This window comes from Komagataeibacter diospyri, assembly GCF_006538165.1.
GTDB lineage: Bacteria > Pseudomonadota > Alphaproteobacteria > Acetobacterales > Acetobacteraceae > Komagataeibacter > Komagataeibacter diospyri.
The window spans coordinates 394427-413330 of sequence record NZ_BDLU01000032.1; the positions used below are offsets into that span (position 1 = coordinate 394427).

18 protein-coding genes are annotated in these 18904 nt (G+C 62.3%); 5 read left to right on the plus strand and 13 right to left on the minus strand.

The features are described from left to right. Positions 1 to 40: 40 nt before the first annotated feature. Complete coding sequence (locus MSKU9_RS07820) at positions 41 to 970, minus strand: polyphosphate kinase 2 family protein (protein ID WP_141260714.1); 930 nt, start codon at positions 968 to 970, stop codon at positions 41 to 43. Positions 971 to 972: 2 nt separating this feature from the next. After that, on the minus strand, positions 973 to 1731 hold the full coding sequence (locus MSKU9_RS07825) for an SDR family NAD(P)-dependent oxidoreductase (RefSeq protein ID WP_141260715.1): 759 nt from the start codon (positions 1729 to 1731) through the stop codon (positions 973 to 975). Positions 1732 to 1861: 130 nt separating this feature from the next. Here MSKU9_RS07825 and MSKU9_RS07830 point away from each other — a divergent pair, with 130 nt between their 5' ends. Further along, a complete protein-coding gene (locus MSKU9_RS07830) occupies positions 1862 to 2446 on the plus strand; it encodes a YqgE/AlgH family protein (RefSeq protein ID WP_141260716.1) in 585 nt (194 codons plus the stop codon). Between the two features lie 17 nt (positions 2447 to 2463). On the opposite strand, the gene MSKU9_RS07835 is transcribed toward MSKU9_RS07830, so the two are convergent. The 6 genes from MSKU9_RS07835 to MSKU9_RS07860 form a co-directional block, all read right to left on the minus strand. Beyond that, positions 2464 to 3339 (minus strand): TIGR01459 family HAD-type hydrolase, encoded by an 876-nt coding sequence (locus MSKU9_RS07835; RefSeq protein ID WP_141260717.1) that lies wholly within the window; start codon positions 3337 to 3339, stop codon positions 2464 to 2466. Next, positions 3336 to 4412, minus strand: coding sequence for a quinone-dependent dihydroorotate dehydrogenase (locus MSKU9_RS07840; protein WP_141260718.1), 1077 nt, complete (start codon positions 4410 to 4412; stop codon positions 3336 to 3338). The genes MSKU9_RS07835 and MSKU9_RS07840 overlap by 4 nt, the downstream gene beginning before the upstream one ends. Before the next feature lie 44 nt (positions 4413 to 4456). Beyond that, positions 4457 to 5665, minus strand: a complete 1209-nt coding sequence (locus tag MSKU9_RS07845; protein ID WP_141260719.1) for an L-dopachrome tautomerase-related protein — start codon at positions 5663 to 5665, stop codon at positions 4457 to 4459. A gap of 87 nt (positions 5666 to 5752) precedes the next feature. Next, positions 5753 to 7054, minus strand: coding sequence for a c-type cytochrome (locus MSKU9_RS07850; protein WP_370685918.1), 1302 nt, complete (start codon positions 7052 to 7054; stop codon positions 5753 to 5755). Positions 7055 to 7119: 65 nt separating this feature from the next. Then, the gene (locus MSKU9_RS07855) at positions 7120 to 8907 is read right to left on the minus strand and encodes a GMC family oxidoreductase (protein WP_141260720.1); all 1788 of its coding nucleotides are present in this window, start codon (positions 8905 to 8907) and stop codon (positions 7120 to 7122) included. Beyond that, a complete protein-coding gene (locus MSKU9_RS07860) occupies positions 8904 to 9554 on the minus strand; it encodes a gluconate 2-dehydrogenase subunit 3 family protein (protein ID WP_162853803.1) in 651 nt (216 codons plus the stop codon). The genes MSKU9_RS07855 and MSKU9_RS07860 overlap by 4 nt, the downstream gene beginning before the upstream one ends. A gap of 380 nt (positions 9555 to 9934) precedes the next feature. Here MSKU9_RS07860 and cbiB point away from each other — a divergent pair, with 380 nt between their 5' ends. Next, positions 9935 to 10987, plus strand: coding sequence for an adenosylcobinamide-phosphate synthase CbiB (cbiB, locus tag MSKU9_RS07865; RefSeq protein WP_141260722.1), 1053 nt, complete (start codon positions 9935 to 9937; stop codon positions 10985 to 10987). A gap of 163 nt (positions 10988 to 11150) precedes the next feature. Here cbiB and MSKU9_RS07870 read toward each other — a convergent pair whose 3' ends face one another. The 3 genes from MSKU9_RS07870 to cobU are packed head-to-tail and all read right to left on the minus strand — an operon-like array spanning position 11151 to position 13821. Next, positions 11151 to 12623: a cobyric acid synthase gene (locus tag MSKU9_RS07870; RefSeq protein ID WP_141260723.1), complete on the minus strand. Its 1473-nt coding sequence runs from the start codon at positions 12621 to 12623 to the stop codon at positions 11151 to 11153. Next, the gene (gene cobO / locus MSKU9_RS07875; protein WP_141260724.1) at positions 12623 to 13231 is read right to left on the minus strand and encodes a cob(I)yrinic acid a,c-diamide adenosyltransferase; all 609 of its coding nucleotides are present in this window, start codon (positions 13229 to 13231) and stop codon (positions 12623 to 12625) included. The genes MSKU9_RS07870 and cobO overlap by 1 nt, the downstream gene beginning before the upstream one ends. After that, positions 13228 to 13821: a bifunctional adenosylcobinamide kinase/adenosylcobinamide-phosphate guanylyltransferase gene (gene cobU, locus MSKU9_RS07880; RefSeq protein ID WP_141260725.1), complete on the minus strand. Its 594-nt coding sequence runs from the start codon at positions 13819 to 13821 to the stop codon at positions 13228 to 13230. Before cobU ends, cobO begins: the two co-directional genes overlap by 4 nt. Between cobU and cobT the strand changes: the two genes are divergently transcribed. Continuing rightward, positions 13820 to 14848, plus strand: coding sequence for a nicotinate-nucleotide--dimethylbenzimidazole phosphoribosyltransferase (gene cobT, locus MSKU9_RS07885; protein ID WP_141260726.1), 1029 nt, complete (start codon positions 13820 to 13822; stop codon positions 14846 to 14848). The genes cobU and cobT overlap by 2 nt on opposite strands. Further along, complete coding sequence (cobS, locus tag MSKU9_RS07890) at positions 14845 to 15597, plus strand: adenosylcobinamide-GDP ribazoletransferase (protein WP_141260727.1); 753 nt, start codon at positions 14845 to 14847, stop codon at positions 15595 to 15597. Before cobT ends, cobS begins: the two co-directional genes overlap by 4 nt. Here cobS and MSKU9_RS07895 read toward each other — a convergent pair. Further along, a complete protein-coding gene (locus tag MSKU9_RS07895) occupies positions 15491 to 16150 on the minus strand; it encodes a histidine phosphatase family protein (protein ID WP_141260728.1) in 660 nt (219 codons plus the stop codon). The two genes, cobS and MSKU9_RS07895, sit on opposite strands and share 107 nt — an antisense overlap. 275 nt (positions 16151 to 16425) lie before the next feature. Here MSKU9_RS07895 and MSKU9_RS07900 point away from each other — a divergent pair, with 275 nt between their 5' ends. Next, entirely contained in the window at positions 16426 to 17694 is a 1269-nt protein-coding gene (locus MSKU9_RS07900; protein ID WP_141260729.1) for a restriction endonuclease, read from the plus strand. Between the two features lie 22 nt (positions 17695 to 17716). On the opposite strand, the gene MSKU9_RS07905 is transcribed toward MSKU9_RS07900, so the two are convergent. Further along, positions 17717 to 18613: a hypothetical protein gene (locus tag MSKU9_RS07905; RefSeq protein ID WP_141260730.1), complete on the minus strand. Its 897-nt coding sequence runs from the start codon at positions 18611 to 18613 to the stop codon at positions 17717 to 17719. Positions 18614 to 18904 lie beyond the last annotated feature (291 nt).

Genomic DNA, 18904 nt, shown 5'->3' on the forward strand with positions numbered 1-18904 from the left:
ACACAAGATCACAATCTTTTGCGGGGTGTGGTCATACACGTCAATGAACGGCGTGATGAGTGGCCTGTGGGGCTTCCGCTTCAAGCTGCTTGCGGGCCTTCTCCATTTCCGCCTCCATGGCGGGATCGGATGCCGGCATTTTCAGATGCAGTTTTTCCAGCGCGTCAATAATGGCCTCGATCACCACCAGCCGTTCAAACCATTTCTGATCGGCCGGCACGACAAACCATGGCGCATCGGGGTGGGCGGTGCGCTTGATCGCCTCCTCGTACGCGCTCTGGTAATCATCCCAGTAATGCCGTTCATGGATATCGGCTGGCGAGAATTTCCAGTTCTTGGTGCGGTGATCGATCCGGCGCAGGAAGCGCTTTCGCTGCTCCTCCTTCGACAGGTGCAGGAAGAACTTCAGCACAACCGTCCCCTGACGCGCCATGTACTGCTCGAAATGGCTGATGTCCTCATAACGGTCCTGCCAGAATGTCGGCTTTTTACGTAAGGAGGCAGGCAGGCATTCATGGTCCAGCAGTTCGGGGTGCACCCGGGTGACCAGCACTTCCTCATAATGACTGCGGTTGAAAATGCCGATGCGCCCGGCCGCAGGAGCTGCCAGATGCTCGCGCCACAGGTAACCATGCGACAGTTCAACCGGACCGGGCTGCTTGAACGACGTTACGCTGACGCCCTGCGGGTTGATGCCGGACATGACATGCTTGATCACGCCATCCTTGCCCCCCGCATCCAGCGCCTGCAGCACGATCAGCACGGACCATGTGCCATTGGCGTACAGTACCGACTGCAGTTGCGACAGGCGGCGGATGCGTTCCTTCAGCAGCCGCTTGCCGGTTTTCTTGTCCAGCCCGCAGGCTTCCGCCGCCCGCGTGGGACAGGCCGCAAGGGAAAAATCATGTCCGTTACGCACAGCGAACTGGCGTGCCAGCGTGTTACTCATATTCTTGGTCTTGCGGGCCATGATCAGTCCTTCATCCCCCGCGCCACCGCAAGACCGCCTGCCGCCTGACAGACCGGCATCATCTCGATTTCATTGATATTGACGTGACGCGGCAATGACAGGACCCAGGCCACCGTCTCGGCAATATCCGCCGGTAGCAGCGGCTTTGTCCCTTCGTACACCGCTGCAGCCTTTGCATCGTCACGCAGGCGTACCTGGCTGAACTCACTCCCCCCGCACAGGCCGGGTTCAAGGTTCGTAACGCGCACATTATGACCCAGCAGGTCACAGCGCAGGTTGCGCATGAACTGCCTGACGAACGCCTTGGTCGCGCCATACACATTGCCACCGGTATAGGGATAGGTGCCAGCCGTGCTGCCAAGGGTCACGACATGCCCTCGATCACGCGCCACCATGCCGGGCAGCAGCACACGGGTCAGTTCGACCATGCCGGTCACGTTGGTGGAAATCATGGTCTGCCAGTTGGCGATTTCCGCGTCCTGCGCCTTTTCCATCCCCAGCGCCAGTCCGGCATTATTGACCAGCACGTCCACATCACGCCATCCATCGGGCAGGCTGCCCGGCAGGGCCGTGACCGCGCCCGCATCATCCATGTCCAGGCGGAAGGGCAGCAGGTCAGGCCCCAGCTCCGCCGCCAGCGCGTCAAGACGTTCACGCCTGCGGCCGGTTGCAATGACACGGTATCCATCATGCACAAGACGGTGGGCAATCGCCTTGCCGAATCCGGCTGTGGCACCGGTTACCAGTACGGTCTGCTTCATGATCGGTCTCCTTCCTGCATGGAACGGCAAGCCTTGCATATCGTGGGGCATCCGTCATTGAGAACAATCACGCCACGGGTAACACCTGAAATGGTTGCAAAGCAGGGCAAATCCGGTTCTATGGTGGTGTATGGCTTCCTTCGCGACAACTCCAGGCTGCAGCCTGACAGGCCACCTGCTTGTGGCCACTCCCGCCCTGACCGATCCCGCTTTCGCGCGCAGTGTCGTCTACCTGTGCGCCCATACGCCCGAGGACGGGGCCATGGGCCTTGTCGTCAACCGTCGCCTGTCCCAGCCTGTCCTTGATGATGTGCTGGAACAGCTTGGCATCGCCCCCGTACCACCCCGTCGCCGCATCAATCTGTGCGCGGGCGGTCCGATGGATAACGGGCGCGGATTCGTGCTGCATACATCGGACTGGAGCGGGGACGGCAGCCTGCCGGTTGACCGCACCACCACGCTTACGGCCAGTCTGGACGTACTGCGTGACATTGCCGATGGCAATGGTCCCGCCCATGCACTGCTGGCCATGGGGCACGCCAGCTGGGAGGCGGGACAGCTGGAAGAAGAAATGCTGCACCATGACGCATGGATCGCAGCCCCGGCCACCGAAAACATCGTATTCGGGGCCGATCACAATGCCAAATGGCGGCAGGCGCTGGCCAGTGTGCGCATTGATCCCGCGTGGTACAGCGCCACCCCCGGCCACGCCTGACCGGCGACGACTGTCAGTTACCAGCGCAGGGACGGCACGCAGGCCACCGGTGCAAGCCCGGCGGCGGATGCTTCGGCCACCGCAAGGTCGTAATCCGGATTACGACCCTGTTCCCAGCTACCGTCCAGCATTTCCTGATGAATGCCGCCCAGCACCCAGCAGCCATCAATACCGGCAGTGGCTGCCCCACGCATATCGGTCGCCAGCGCATCCCCCAGCGCCAGCACACGGTCACGCGGCATATCCAGCAATGACAGCGCCAGTCCGTACACTTCTGGATAGGGCTTGCCGATCCAGCGCACGTCACGGTCATGTTCCGCATACCAGCTTGCCATGGCGCCTGCACAGATCAGGCGTTGCGTGCCACGGATGACCTGCTGGTCCGGGTTGGCGCAGATCATGGGCAGGTTCTGCGCGGCACAGCGTTCAAGCAGCGGCAGGTAAGGGGCGATGTCCTCCTCCCCCAGTTCCGCATCCGGCCCGGTATTGAGAACGAAATCCGCATGAGCCGGGTCGGTGACCACATCAAGGTCCAGCCCGGCATAGACATCCACATCCTTTTCCGGGCCAAGATGGATCATGCGCCGCCCAAGGGCTGCGAACCACGGGTCATCGCGGCTGGCCAACATGCGGTGGGTGCATTCGCCACTGGTCATGATGGCGTCATACAGATCCGCACTGATCCCCATGCGGCGCAGGTTTGGTTCCACCGTTGCAGTCCGGCGCGGCGCATTGGACAGCAGCACGACACGACGACCGGCTTCGCGCAGGCGCTGCAGACATTCCAGAACGCCGGGATAGGGCTGCACGCCATTATGCACCACACCCCACAGGTCAAGGATGTAGCCGTCATAATCCCCGTTCAGCGTGGACAGCCCGTCATGCCATTTCATTTGAGAGCGGTTCCCTTGGCATCGGCCAGTGTCTCGAACCCTTCCGCACGCAGCGCGCGCAGGGTTTCGGCCTTCAGGCGCGCGATGATGCCTGGCCCGTCATAAACATAGGACGTGTAGATCTGCACAAGGTCGGCGCCCGCACGCACCCGGTCCACGATATCCGCACCGGTTTCGATCCCGCCACAGGCCACCAGCGCCACACGGCCACCAGCCACCTGTGCCACGCGGGTCAGCATGTCCTGCGCCAGCGCGCGCAGCGGGCGTCCGGACAGGCCGCCGGTCTCGCTGGCATACGGGCTACGCAGTCCCGCCGGGCGGGAAATGGTTGTATTGGAGACGATCAGCCCCTGCGCGCCACCGGCAATCGCGGCCTCGACCACTGCGGGCACATCATCATGCGCAATGTCGGGCGATATCTTGACCAGCAGCGGCGGCCGTTCGGGATGGGCGGTATTGATCGCGTCCAGAATACCCTTCAGCCGCGTGGCCTCCAGCAGGTCGCGCAGGCCCGGCGTGTTGGGCGATGACAGGTTGATGACGATGTAGTCGGCATAATGCTTAACCCGCCCGACCAGCATGGGATAATCGCGTTCGGGGTCCGCGCCGGTCTTGTTGATGCCAAGGTTCGCTCCAACCGGCACCTGCGCGCCCGGCGTGCGACGCGGGGATGACACGCGGTGCAGACGTGCCAGACGCACGGCAAAGCGGTCGATACCCTGATTATTGAAGCCCATGCGGTTGATGATGCCGCGGTCTTCCGTCAGCCGGAACAGGCGCGGCTGCGGGTTGCCGGGCTGCGGACGCGGGGTCACGGTCCCGGCTTCGACAAAACCGAAGCCCGAACGCGCCAGCGGGCGCACGACCAGCGCATTCTTGTCAAACCCCGCCGCCATGCCGATAGGGTTGGGAAAACGCAGGCCCATGGCCCGCACCGACAGCGCCGGGTCATCTTTCCCGGGGCAGGATACCCCACCCAGTCCAAGCTGCAGGGCATCAAGGGCGACACGATGGGCGGTCTCGGGTTCCAGACGCCGCATGAGCGGCAGGATCATACGCGACATAATATTCATGACTGGGATTGTTGCCGCAATTCAGCGTCGGGGGAAAGGGGCAACTAACCGTGCGCGGGCTTTGTCGTGTCCACGGGCCCATGTACATCGGTGGGAAAGCGGATCAGGTAATAGGGTGGCACCCGCAGGTCATGCCCGCCATTCAGCCCTCCCAGACGGTTCCACTGTCCCAGCGTGCAGTAAACCATGTCGCCATCAACGAATATTCCGTCAGGCGAGAGAATGCGCGGATCATGCACCATGGTATCGAACGTGCCATCGGCATTACGGCGGAAAATGGCGTCATGTTCGAAATTGGTGGTGTAGATGCGACCTTTTGCATCAGTGGCCAGACCATCAGCCACGCCCTTTTCCCCAAGGTCGCGGATACCGGCGGCAAGTTGCACATCGGTTTTGGAAAAATCGGCCAGCAGGTCGGTGGGAATACTGTACAGCCGCCTGCTGGTCAGGGGGCTGTAATACAGCGTGGTGCTGTCCGGGGACAGGGTAATGCCGTCAACTCCACCCCAGACAAAGGCGGGCGGGTGCTGGGGGGGATCGAACACCAGAGGCCGTCCCTCCACCACTGCCATGAAGGGGCGCTCCGCCTTGATGGAGGGATGATCCGCCAGCACCCTGCGCTGCCGGCCTGTTGCAATATCCACCACCACAAGGGCAGGCGAGAGACCAAAGGAGGAATCGGTCACGTACACCGTGCCCTGCGCCCCATGCGTCAGGTCCACCCGCAGGTCGTTCATATGACTATCCGCAAGCAGGGTCGGCGCATGCAGGATGATGCTGGCGAAGATCCGGTCCGTTTCGGGGTCAATGCCGATAACCTTCGCCGCCCCTGGTGCCAGTGGCTGTCCCGCCAGCTTACCATCATCAATGGCCCATAACCGTCCCCGCGCATCCGTCGTCATGCCATGCACGGACATGAGACGGTTTGCAGGCGGCTGATCGGACGGCATGCTGTGCGTCACATCGGGATAGGGATACAGCTTTCCGCCCTTCAGTTCCGCAAGGGTCGCCCCGCGATGATTGACCGCGTGGCGGGGAAAGCCCACAAATATGCGCCCATGCGTCACCGCGATACCCGACGGGCCGGGACCATCAAACCGGGCCACGATGTCAAACGGGCCTGACGGGGCCACGCCATGATCACGGTTGGTGGCATCCCGCGCGGGTTCAGCCGCACGGGCGACACCGCCCATACCCATGGACAATGGCAGGATGGCACGGAACAGGTCACGCCTGTGCATGGACATGGTCATCGTCTTCCCCGGTGCTGGCTTGTACGGCCATTCATGCAAGTCCGGGGGACAAGGGCAATCGGCCCCGTCCCCGCACATGCTTCACAATCAGTTCATGGGCAGGGAGACGGGCGGATGTTCGGGCGACAGGGTGCGCCGTATCCGCGCGACATCCGCAACCGTTACCGCAGGCGCGTCATTGCCCCATGCCGCACGGATGAAGGTGACGGTATCCGCCACGGTCTTATCGTCCATACGCGTGGCAAACCCGGGCATGACAAAGGCGGAGGGCGCCTGCCGCGTGGCACGCAGGGTATTTCCCTCCAGCACGATACGGATCAGGGAGTCGGGTCTGGGGTCCATGACCACCGGGTTGCCCGCCAGTGGCGGGAACGTGGTGGGATAACCACGACCGTCGGTACGGTGACAGGCAGCACAGCTATCGACATAGGCACGGGCGCCACGGGCAGAAACATCACCCGCGCGCAGGGCATCGGTTACCGCAGGGTCATAGATCCAGCCCTGCGCCACAGCGGGCGCGGTGGGTGACAGGGTCTTGAGGTAGCGTGCGATCGCCAGCCGGTCATCGTCCGTCATATGCTGCGTGCCATGGCCGATGGCATCCGTCATGCCGCCAAATGCCGCCCCCAGCGGCATGCGCCCGGTGGCCAGAAAACGCACGATATCATGTTCGTTCCACCGTCCCAGTCCGGTGCGGTTTTCGCCGCGCAGGCTGACGGGACGCCAGCCATCCACCGCATCGCCCCCCGACAGGTACAATGGCCCGTCCACCGCCGTCAGGGCCTTTTCCTGCATGGTCAGGGCACGTGGCGTATGACATGCACCGCAATGACCCGGTCCTTCGACCAGATAGCTGCCACGGGCCACCAGCGGGTCGGCAAAGGTGCGGCGATCCATGTCGCGCAACGCCGCCTTCGGATCAGGAGCAAACAGCATACGCCAGATGGAAAGCGGCCAGCGCATGGACATGGGCCACGACATGCCATCCTGCACCACCGCGTGCGGAACAGGCTTCACGCCCTGCATGAAATAGACATACAGCACATGCACGTCCGCATCCGTCAGGCGTGCATATGACGGATAGGGCATGGCCGGGTACAGCGTGGCCCCGTCACGGCGGATGCCCCGACGCAGGGCACGACTGAATTCGGCCTCGGAATACTGGCCGATACCGGTCTGCCGGTCAGGGGTGATGTTGGGGGCATACAGCGTGCCGGTCGGCAGGTGAAAGGCCATGCCCCCGGCAAAGGGCGCGCCGCCTGGCACGGTGTGACAGGCTGCGCAATCAGCCGCGCGGGCCATGTATTCCCCGCGCGTGATCGCATCATCCCCGGCCTGATCATATGCCTGATGATCCTGTGCCATATCCTGCGCCCGTGCCGGTGGCATCCCCATCACCACCGCCGTCAGTATGCCAGCCAGCAGGCACAGCCGCTTTCCCCACGCCATGCCCCTCATCCCGCCAGCGGCCCGGGATGGGCAAGGTAGGTCGTGCGGATATGATGGGCCGCCCAGTACGCCAGCGCCGCAACCATGCCGGTCGGGTTGTAGCCTGTTCCCTGTGGAAAGGCGTTCGCCCCGATCACGAACACATTATGCACATCCCACGACTGCAGGTAGCGGTTGAGCGCGCTTGTCCCCGGATCACTGCCCATCACGGCCCCTCCACCCAGGTGGGTGGTCTGGTACTGACGGGTGTCGAACGGCTTGCCGAATTCGCGCCGGGTCAGGTTGACACGCCGCGCGCCCATGGCTTTTGCCACGTCGCCGATCCTGTCCACCACATAGCGGTTCATGCGGATGTCGTTGTCTTTCCAGTCAAACGTCATGCGTAACAGGGGCTGCCCGCAGGCGTCCTTCCATGTCGGATCAAGATCGAGGTACACGTCCCGATAGGCCATGTTCGCCCCGTGGGCATCAATGCGCAGGGAATGACGGTAGGTGTCGATCATGCCCGCCTTCCACGCACTGCCCCAGCGCGGCGTGCCCGGCGGTCCACCGGAATGGGCGGCTGCAATCGCCTTCACGCCCGCCTGGTTCACCCAGACCGGCGATCCCCCTACGAAACCCAGCGGCCCATGGTCGAAATTCTCGCTGTTGAAATCATCAAACGCGACGCCACCGCCGCCTGCGCCGATATACTGGTTGGTATCAATACCGCGATCGAGCCAGACATTGCTGGTTGTCACGTTCTGATAGACAAAATTGCGTCCCACCACCCCTTCGTTACGTACGGGATCATAAGGTTTGCCGATGCCTGACAGCAGCATGAGCCGGACATTATGGAACTGGAACGCAGTCAGGATCACCATTTCCGCAGGCTGGGTCACCACACTGCCGTCAGGGTCGATATAGGTCACGCCGGTCGCACGCCTGCCGTCCGTGTCCAGTTCCACCTTCAGCACATGACAGCCCGCGCGCAGTTCAAACAGCGGGTGCCGCCGCAGCACCGGCAGGATATTCACGTTGGGCGATGCCTTGGAATACATGTAACAGGCATACCCGCTGCAATAACCACAGAAATTGCATGGCCCCATCTGCACGCCGTACGGGTTGATGTACTGCCGCGACGCATTGGCCGCAGGCAGGGAATAGGGATGGAAGCCCACTTCTTCCGCCGCCTTGCGGAACAGGTGGGCAGTATAGACATCCTTCAGCGCGGGCAGCGGGAAATGGTCGGAACGCGAGGGGGAAAACACATTCCCCTTCCCCACGACCTGTCCCTTGACCATGTAGGCTTCGCCCGATGTGCCAAATACCTTTTCCGCCTTGTCGAAAAAGGGTTCCAGTTCCTCATAACTGACGCCGTAATCCTGAAGGTTCATGCCTTCGGGAATGAATTTGGCGCCGTATTTCTCGATCACGCGCGTGCGCAGGCGCAGGTCATCGGGCGGCATACGGAAATGCACGCCAGACCAGTGCAGGCCCGCGCCCCCCACGCCCTCACCGGGCAGGAAGGCGGCCATGCGGCGATAGGGCAGCGCCGTCTGCTGGCTGTTGTTGCGGATGGTGACGGTGTTTTTTGACAGGTCCTGAAACAGTTTATAGCGGAAATTGGCCTCCAGTTCGTCAATCGAGGCGGGATAGGCCCCATCCGCCGCCGTGCTGCGGTCCGGCCCGCGTTCCAGCATGACGACCGACCGCCCGGCCTCGGTCATTTCCTTGGCCATGATGGACCCGGCCCAGCCACCGCCCACGATCACCACATCAACCGGGTGCAGCCTGCGTGCGTCGTCGCTCATGCCGTTTCTCCCGATATGGACACACTGCCCAGCGGGTAATGCACGCCGTAGCGGTCCACCCAGTCCATGAAATCCGCCCGCGCACCGGGAAAGCCGAGCATGGTCCAGCCGCCAAGCCCGGTATTGCCACCATGGATGGGGTCCGAAAACGCGCCTTCCATCACATTGGCCAGCAACTGGTCAAAGAACACGGACGATGGCAGGTCGCCAAAGGTCATGCCGCCATTTTCCGCCCCACGCAGCAGGTCATCCTGCAATGCGGGCGCAAGGTCCGCGAACGGCCTGCCATGGCGGGTGGCGGCGTGGGCGTTCATGCCCGCAATCCCGCGCCGGTACAGGTCACGCGGGGCATGGGGCAGCTGGTAGCCAAGGTTGTCCGGCCCCTGCACGAAGGGGGCCTGCATGTACCACTGCGCCCCATGGGCGTAGGGGGTGTCCATCTGCATGTCGATGAAACGTGGCACATCCAGCGCCACTGCGCCGGGACCGTTTGCATCAGCCGGGATCAGACGGTCGCACGCAGCGATCAGGAAAGCCCATTCGGCGGGATTGAAGAAACGCGGGACATAGGGTGCGGGGGGACTGGAATGGGCCGGAAGGGAGGCAAGAACCGTACTGCATGCAGCAATCCCTGCCAGTCCCTGCATGAACCGCCGCCGCGACGAAGTGAACCGTAAATCACTGATACCCAAAAACGCCTACCTGCTGTGCCATGTCATTGCTGCTCCGAACGCTCACTATATCCGTGAGGTCTGGATAAATGCCTAGACCATTTTTTCGACATATTGATTAATGCAAGAAATATTGATCACGAAAAAATGGATGGCGGACAGGCCTTTCCACATGCCTTGCAGCATCCTGAAACGCCTGTTCCAACAGACTGCGGATCATAGGGAAATTTTTGGTAAAGCTTTTGTCAAAAAGCTTCAAAGGACACCGCAATTGTTGAAAAAAGGCAGAACTCGGAACTTTTATTATTTTACATCAACACGTTAATTTTAAAAGATCGCTGATACAGGCCGTACTCTTGACCCGTTGCGGGGCGCACCATATCCACGCAGGCATGCGCTCTGCTCTTTTTTTCATGTTACGAAACCTTGGCATCACCTGCATCGCATCGGTAACCGACATGGCCGTAGGTTATCCACAGGCGCTGGTGCGCCGTGTCGGGCATCCGGTCATGTGGATCGGGGGGCTGATCGGCATGCTGGACCGGCGCCTCAATACACCAGACACCACTCCGGCACGACGCCGGGCCAACGGTTTTGTGGCCAGTGTGCTGATTGTATCCGTGCCCACGGCAACCGCCATGCTGGTGGATCGCGCCATCCGGCGTATCCTGCCCCGGTGGCTGGCACTGCCGCTGACGGCGGTACTGGCCAGTTCCCTTGTCGCCCAGCGTTCACTGCATGACCATGTCGAGGCCGTGGCGATACAGGCACATGACAGCCTGCCCGCCGCCCGGCGTGCGGTCTCCCATATTGTAGGCCGTGACCCCGAACAGCTGGATAAGGCAGGTGTGCTGCGGGCCGCGACCGAAACACTGGCCGAAAACTTTTCCGATGGCATCGTCGCCCCCCTGCTGTGGATGGCTGCAGGCGGGCTGCCGGGCGCGGTCTTTTACAAATCGGTCAACACGGCTGACAGCATGATCGGCCACCGCACGCCCCGGCATGCAGCCTTTGGTTACGCGGCGGCAAAGCTGGATGACCTGGTCAACCTGCCCGCATCCCGCCTGTCGGCGCTGTGGATCATCCTTGCCGCCCTGACCCTGAAGGGCATGAGCGCACGGGACGCCTTGCGCATTCTGTGGCGCGACGCCCGCCACCACCGATCCCCCAATGCCGGTTGGCCCGAAGCCGCGATGGCGGGCGCGCTGGGCATACGTCTGTCCGGTCCGCGCGCCTATAACGGTATCAGCGTGGCGGAACCATGGGTGGGCGATGGGCCAGCCGCGTTGCGTCCTGCCGACCTGCACCGGGCCCTTGCGCTGTACCGTCGCGCCTGCCTGCTCCAGACCGTGGCGGGATTTTCAGCAGTGGGCATGCTTGCCCGTCACCTGTTCGCTCGCAGGCGTTGAAAGACTGTTAAAAAAAAACAACTCATCGATCAAAAAAAAACAATAAAAGTTTTGGAGCGCCGTCTTTTTCCAAAAAGGCAGCGTTCCATGAAGTCTATTAAAAATCTTCACCAAAAAACTTCATTTTTAATATTATGTCATGCACTGACTTTTCTGGCAGCCCTTATTTATTACCAACGGGACGGGCCAGTGCCAGCAGGCTATCAATATCCAGATGTGTTTCCAGATGATCGGCCAGCATATCAAGGGCTGCATCCACCGTCGCATCATGGTCATGCCCGTCCGAGTGACCACCCAGCCGTGCCAGCAATGCCGCCCGCGTCCCGCCACCGGCCAGCAGGCCATGGACATAGGTACCCCATATCCGTCCCGATGGGCTGACCGCGCCGTCATACCGCCCGCCCAGATCAATCAGCGGCCGCACGTCGTGATCGGGGCCGGTGGTCCGGCCGATATGCATTTCATACCCGCGCATGGCGGTCCCTTCGGGCAGCAGGCGGCCGGTTACATCCTCCAGCCGCTTGCTGCCTTCCATTACTGTGATGACGTCCAGCAGGCCAAGGCCGTCCACGGTGCATGGCCTGCCCTCGATCCCCAGCGGGTCGGCAATGCTGCGTCCCAACATCTGGTAGCCACCGCATATGCCCATGACATGACCGCCACGCCGCACATGGGCATGGATGTCAATATCCCATCCCTCGTCCCGCAGCACAGCAAGGTCGGCGATGGTGGCCTTCGCTCCGGGCAGGATCACAAGATCACATGGCGGCAGGACCTGCCCCCGCTGCACCATGGCAAGACTGACCCCATCTTCCGCCGCCAGCGGGTCCAGATCATCAAAATTGGCGATCATGGGCAGACAGGGCACGACAATGCGCACGCCCTGCGTCCCGCTGCCCCTACCGGCATGCAGATCAGCAGCATCTTCTGCGGGCAGGTCGCGCACGCGGTCAAGGAAGGGTACCAGCCCCACGGCCTGCCACCCGGTCATGTCGGCAATCGCCGCCATCCCCGCATCGAACAGTGACGGATCGCCACGCATACGGTTGACGATAAATCCCTTTATGCGCCGCGCATCATCCGCGGCCACAACCGCCTGCGTGCCCACGAGGCTTGCGATCACTCCGCCACGGTCAATATCGCCCACCAGAACGACATTGATGTCCGCCGCCTGCGCAAAGCCCATATTGGCGATGTCATCAGCCCGCAGGTTGACCTCTGACGCAGATCCCGCACCTTCGACCAGCACGATATCCGCCTGACCGGCAAGGGTGCGGAAACTGTCCAGCACCTCGGGCATCAGACCGCGCTTGAAGGACTGGAAATCTTTTGCCCGCACCTGCCCGCGCATGCGCCCGCGCACCACAAGCTGGGATCCGGTCGTGCCCTGCGGCTTGAGCAGGACGGGGTTCATATCGACCGACAGAGCCACCCCGCAGGCACGCGCCTGCAGCGCCTGCGCGCGCCCGATCTCGCCCCCGTCTGCTGTTACCGCCGCGTTGTTGGACATGTTCTGCGGCTTGAACGGACGCACACGCAGGCCACGGCGGGTCAGTGCGCGGCACAGTCCCGCCACCAGAACCGACTTGCCCACGCTGGACCCGGTGCCCTGAAACATGAGCGCGCGCGGGGCCATCAGAATTCGATCCCTGCCTGCGCCTTGACCCCTTTCTTGAAATGGTGGGCGACCTGCGTCATTTCGGTGACCAGGTCGGCGGCCTCGATCATGGCGGGACGGGCGTTGCGCCCGGTCACGACAACATGCTGCATGACGGGACGGGCCGCGATATCGGCCAGCACTTCATCAACCGGCAGGTAGTCATACCGCAGCGCGATGTTGAGTTCGTCCAGTATCACCATCGCGACATCCGCGCGCTTCAGTGCCGCGCGCGCCTGATCCCACGCCGCACGGCAGTTGGCGATGTCGCGGGTGCGGTCCTGCGTGTTCCATGTAAAGCCCTCGCCCAGTGCATGCCATTCCACCTGGTCGCCAAAGCGTTCCAGCGCCTTGCGCTCCCCCGTGTTCCACGCCCCCTTGATGAACTGGATCACCACGATGCGCCCGCCATGGGCCAGCGTGCGCAGCGCCATGCCGAAGGCTGCGGTGGACTTGCCCTTGCCCGCACCGGTATGGACCGCCAGCAATCCCTTCTCAATGGATTTGGTACTGACCTCCCTGTCCTGCACCTGCTTGCGTTTGGCCATTTTTTCACGGTGGCGGATTTCTTCGGGGGTAAGGGTCATTTCATCTCCATCGGCAGGCCAGCCACCACAAAAACCACACGCGCGACATCCCGTGCAACCGACTGGTGCAGCCAGCCTGCCTCATCACGGAAGCGACGCGCCAGCGTATTGTCGGGCACGATCCCCTGCCCCACCTCGTTCGACACCAGCACGGTCGGGCCCGCACGGCGGCGCAAGGCCGCCAGCAGCGCCTGCGTGGCCCCCGCAATATCATGTTCGCCCAACATGAGGTTGGTCAGCCACAGCGTCAGACAGTCCACCAGCACGGGCGACGTACCCGCTCCATCAAGGGCTGCGGGCAGGTCCAGCGGTTCTTCGACCGTATGCCAGCCTGTCCCCCGCCGCACCCGGTGGTGGGCCACGCGCGCGGCCATTTCCCCGTCATGGGGCTGACAGGTGGCAAGATAGGTCCATGGCGCGGGCCACCGAGGAAACAGGTTTTCGGCAAAACGGCTCTTGCCCGAACGCGCACCACCCAGCACGAAAATGCAGCCCTGCATGCCGGACATCGTATCAGGTTGGCCCGCCGCCTTCATTTTATCCTCCGCCATCTTGCATCCGGGCGCATAAGACCACACAACGCTGCCCATGCCATCCCATCTTTCCCATCCACGCGACATGGCCGCGCTGCGCCAGCTATGCCACGACCTGCCCCCGCCCGACATGGCGGCCGACGCCGCCATAACCAATCATGACAGCCAGCTGACCAAGCCACCTGGCAGCCTGGGACGGCTGGAAGACCTGGCCCGCTGGGCGGGACAATGGCAGCGCACCGCCCGCCCCCGTGCCGAACGGGTGGATATCATCGTCTTCGCTGGCAACCACGGCGTCACCGCGCAGGGTGTGACACCATGGCCTGTTGATGTCACGCGCCAGATGGTTGAAAATTTCCGCAATGGCGGGGCCGCCATCAACCAGATCGCCCGCGTAAGCGGCGCACGCCTGCATGTGCTGGAAGTTGAAAGTCTGCGCCCCACGGCCGACATGACCCATGCCCCTGCCATGGATGAGCCGACCTTCCTGCGCGCGCTGGCCTGCGGCATGCAGGCCGTGCGGCCGGATACGGACCTGCTGTGCCTTGGGGAAATGGGAATTGGCAATACGACCCCTGCCGCCGCCATCTGTGCCGCACTGTTTGGCGGGGGTGGCGCGAAATGGGCCGGGCGTGGCACCGGACTGGATGATGCGGGCGTGCGGCGCAAGGCTGCGGTGATCGACCGCGCGCTGGACCACCACGCCACGCACCTGACAGATCCGCTGGCCATCGCGCGTTACCTTGGCGGGCATGAGCTGGCGGCCATTATGGGGGCGGTCATCGCCGCGCGGTACAGGAACATTCCCGTGCTGCTGGACGGATTCATCTGCACGGCAGCCGCTGCCCCGCTGGCGCGGCTGAATCCTCATGGACTGTCCCATACCCGCCTGTCACACTGTTCAGCAGAAGGTGGACATGCACATCTGGCGGCGGCACTTGGACTGTCACCACTGCTGGAACTGGAACTGCGACTGGGCGAAGGGTCCGGCGCGGGGCTGGCCATTCCCCTTGTCCGCGCCGCCATTGCCTGCCTGTGCGGCATGGCGACGTTTGCTCAGGCGCAGGTCAGCGAAAAGGAATGACCATCATGGGCCGCCTGCGTGCCGACCTTGTCTGCGGGATCGGACTGCTGACCCGCATGCCGGTGGGATGGCTGGCGCATGACGGCCTGCCCTATTCCATGACGCGCAGCATATGGTGCTGGCCACTGGTTGGTGGGGGCGCTGGGGCCTGTGGCGGGCTGCTTTACGCCGGGCTGCTATGGCTGGGCATTGCGGCCCTGCCAGCTGCGGGGTTGGGTGTCGGGATGCTGCTGCTGGCCTGTGGCGGCCTGCATGAAGACGGGCTGGCGGACATGGCCGATGGCTGTGGCGGCGGGCAGGACCGCGCGCGCAAGCTGGAAATCATGCGTGACAGCCGGGTGGGCAGTTACGGCGTCATGGCGGTGGTGATCGCACTGCTGGTGCGGGTTACGGCACTGGCCGCCATGCCGGGCGCGATGGCCATCATGGCCATGTCGGTGGCAGGGGCGCTGGCACGTGCGGTCATGGTGGTGGTGCTGTGGCGGCTGCCGCCCGCACGCAGTGACGGGCTGGCCAGTTCCATGGCGGCCCTGCCGGGGTATGCGCTGGTGGCCTGCATGGGGCTTGCCGGTCTCTGCGCCACCGTGCTGCTTCCCCTGCCCCGCGCGACCCTTGCCTGTGCCGTGGCGATCGGGACGGCTGTCATAATGTGCCTGTTTGCGCGACGACAGATTGGCGGCCAAACCGGAGACGTTCTTGGTGCAACGGCAGTTGTGACGGAATGTGCGATCCTGGCTGCCCTGTCCTGAGTCCGGGCGGCCCCTGTTCGATCACCCGCACCGATCCCATGGGCGGCGACGGAGCCAGCAGACTGCCGGGCATGCCATGGACCATCCCCTGCATGAGCCGCAGCGGCCCCCCGTGGGTCAGCACGGCGCAGGACTGGCCATACTGCTGCATTTCGGTCCAGAAATGCCGCACCCGGACATGCAGCTCGCGACCGCTTTCCCCTCCGGGAGGCGTGAAATCACTGACATCGGCCGCCCATGCATCAAGTGCTGCACGTGAAATGTGACTCCATGGACGGCCCTCCCATTCGCCAAAACTGATTTCACGCAGACGTGAATCCACCTTCAGCTCCAGATTCATGAACCGCGCCACCCGTTCCGCCACCATCTGGCAGCGCCGGGCCGGTGAGGAGAACAGAATCCTGCATCCCACCCCCTGCATGACGGTGCGCAGGCCATCGGCCATGCGCTCCCATCCATCCGCCAGGGCAACGTCCCGCTGGCCGTAACACAGGCCTTCCGCCCCCATGACGGCGGGATGGCGCGCCAGCACAATTGCAAAACGGTCAGTCATCCGCTCCTGCCTTCCAATCTGTCCTGATGAACATCCGCGAAGTTCGTGAACATCGCCATAAGTTGGATAAGGGGGCAGCCCCCCGATAAGGACATGCCACTTTTTTGCCTCAGGATGTCGGGGCAGGATCAATACCGACAAACAGGACTAAATAAAGACTGTTTACAAAAAGATATGTATTCTGCATATCGGCATCTGTACATTAACACATTCCAATTTGCTGATACCCCGGGTCTGTTCATTCCCGTTTCCAGACCGGAAGGATAACGAGCATCATGCGGATATGGGCCAGTGCCTGCCTGCTTCTGTGCCTGCCGGCAAGCGCGAGCGCCGCAGGCCTGTTCAGTGCCGTCCACCCCACGCTGGCGTGTGGGGATGATGCCATCCTGCGTGCCCTGTCAGACCGGACCATCAGCACGCAGCAGTCACCCGCATGGCGCAAGACGCTGATCCGGCAGGGTGACTGCCATAGTGTCACGCCCGATATCCGCTGGGAAAAAATAGCCAACCGCAACGGCCTGCCACTCATGCGGCGCGTGCCACCGGTGCCGGGGCTGCCGCCGCTGTATTTCATGACGGGCGATATCGCCCCGATCGGCTCCATTCCGGCCGCGATGGCTGAAGAACACCCGATGGTCCGTGCCCCGGTCGCTCCCCCCGCGCCCGCTGCAGTCGATACTCCTACCCCCACCGGCCCGCAGCATACCGAAGCGGACGACAATCCGCCCGCCACCCCGCCAGTGATCGTGCAGCAGGCGGAAACGCCGCGACCGACCGACATCTTTTTCATGACGCGCGGTTTCCAGAAACTGGGCTCGCTGATCCTGACCCTGATGCTGGTCTGCGGGACGGGATGGATCATGGTCCTGATCCTCCGGGCATGCTGGCTCATGGCGCGGCGGCGCAAGGCCGTCAGGATCTGTCTGGAACTGGCGCAACGGCATTCCGCCATGCTGGGGCGGTGGTACCAGAATGCGCATGACACGACAGCGGCCGCCCCCGGGCACACGTCATGGGCGACGTATCTGGATCGCTTCACGCGCAGTACCCTGCTGCCCACACTGACACGACACGGATATCACGCGCTGTGGCCCAGCATATGCAGGACCGTGCAGGGACATATCACCACCATGGCCGCCAGCACGGCCACCAAGCCGCCCGCCGCCGCCATTACCCCCAGCACCTATCACCAGGACATGAATCAGGCGGAATACGCCGCCTTCTGTTCACAATGGATTGAAAAGGCGGGATGGGACACCCGCCCCCCCGTGGCCACGGGGCTGGGGTCTGTCATCCAGTGCAACCGCAACAATCTGAAAATGCTGGTGCATTGCTGGATGGACCGCAAGCCGGTGCATGATGACGTGATCTGGCAGGGCATAAAGGAAAAGACCGACAGCAAGGCCAGCGTGGGCGCGATCGTATCCAATGCGCCCTACACACAGGAGGCGCTGCTCCTGGGCAAGAAGCACCGCATTTTCCTGCTCCATCATGAAGATGTGTTCAAGTTCGTATCGGGCATAGAAGTGCCCGATGTCGCCTGAAACACCCAGAGGGCCGTAGTCCCTATTCCTTCCGTGCCTGACGGGCGGCGAGCGCGTTGAAGCACAGCGCCGCACCCTGCGCCTGAACAGGATTGCTATCCAGGAAACGGGTATCATCCTCACGCTTCTGCCCGGTCATGCGCTGGCTGCAGTAATCGAACAGCGCACGACTGTCACGCACGCGCGTGCAGTTCAGCAATCCGACAAAACTGACATATCCCGCATGGTCATGCAGTCCCGTGACATAAGCCGCGCACTGTTTAAGGACAGGCGGAGCGATCCGTTGGGACATGATGGTGGCATATGCCGCTTCTTCACGCGTAGTGCAGGCATTCACGCCCGCGCTGTCGTGGTGAAGGGTGCAGTACTGCGCCACCGCCCCATGCAGATATCCCCCTTCGGACGCACTGTGCGCCCACTGCGCATCCGCCGCACGGCGGTAACTGAACACCGCTGCGGCACGATCTGGCGTAATGCTGCGAAACGGCACGGCACGCGACCCGCAATACAGGGTCATGCGATAACTGTCCGCATCATCCGGCTGGCTGGCAAAATCCAGATAGACCGGATTCAGTGGCGGCGGACAGAGCATCCGCCCCGATGGCAGGGTCGGGTTCTGTCCATAATCCACCCTGTATACAAGATGGCCGTCCCCGCCCCGTTCCAGCGAGACTTCCAGAAGTTCACCGTTCGTAAAATCGATCCCGCTTTCCGACAGCCGCAATTCCCCTGTCGTGGCGGCGGTCTGGTGATCCTGCGGGCGCAGCACGAAATACTGCGGAGCATCCTGTGTCAGTTCACTGCCTTCAAAACGCTCGTTATCGGCACGGGCGGGCATTGTTGCCAAACCGGCAACCACAAGCCCCCCCATGATTACACCAAGACACAATGTCCGCTGCGCAGAGTCCTTTTTAAGCATGTCGAAAGACTTTCTTAACGATTAATTATTGTGCATTTACTGCCAAAGTTTTGATAAAAATGTCTAATTTTTAATCATAATGCTTTTATTAAGGCATCCATACTTGTCAGCCGTTATTTCGTCTGACAATGTTCATGACAGAACAACCAATTGATGCTGCATGATATTTCTTTCCGTTTCTGACCCGTTCCACCCATTGCCCCATGCACATGCCGTGTTTTCACCGGTTATGACATCCCGTCGGGTCATGAAAACAGGAACTGCTTATTTTTTAAACAATTTCCCGACCGA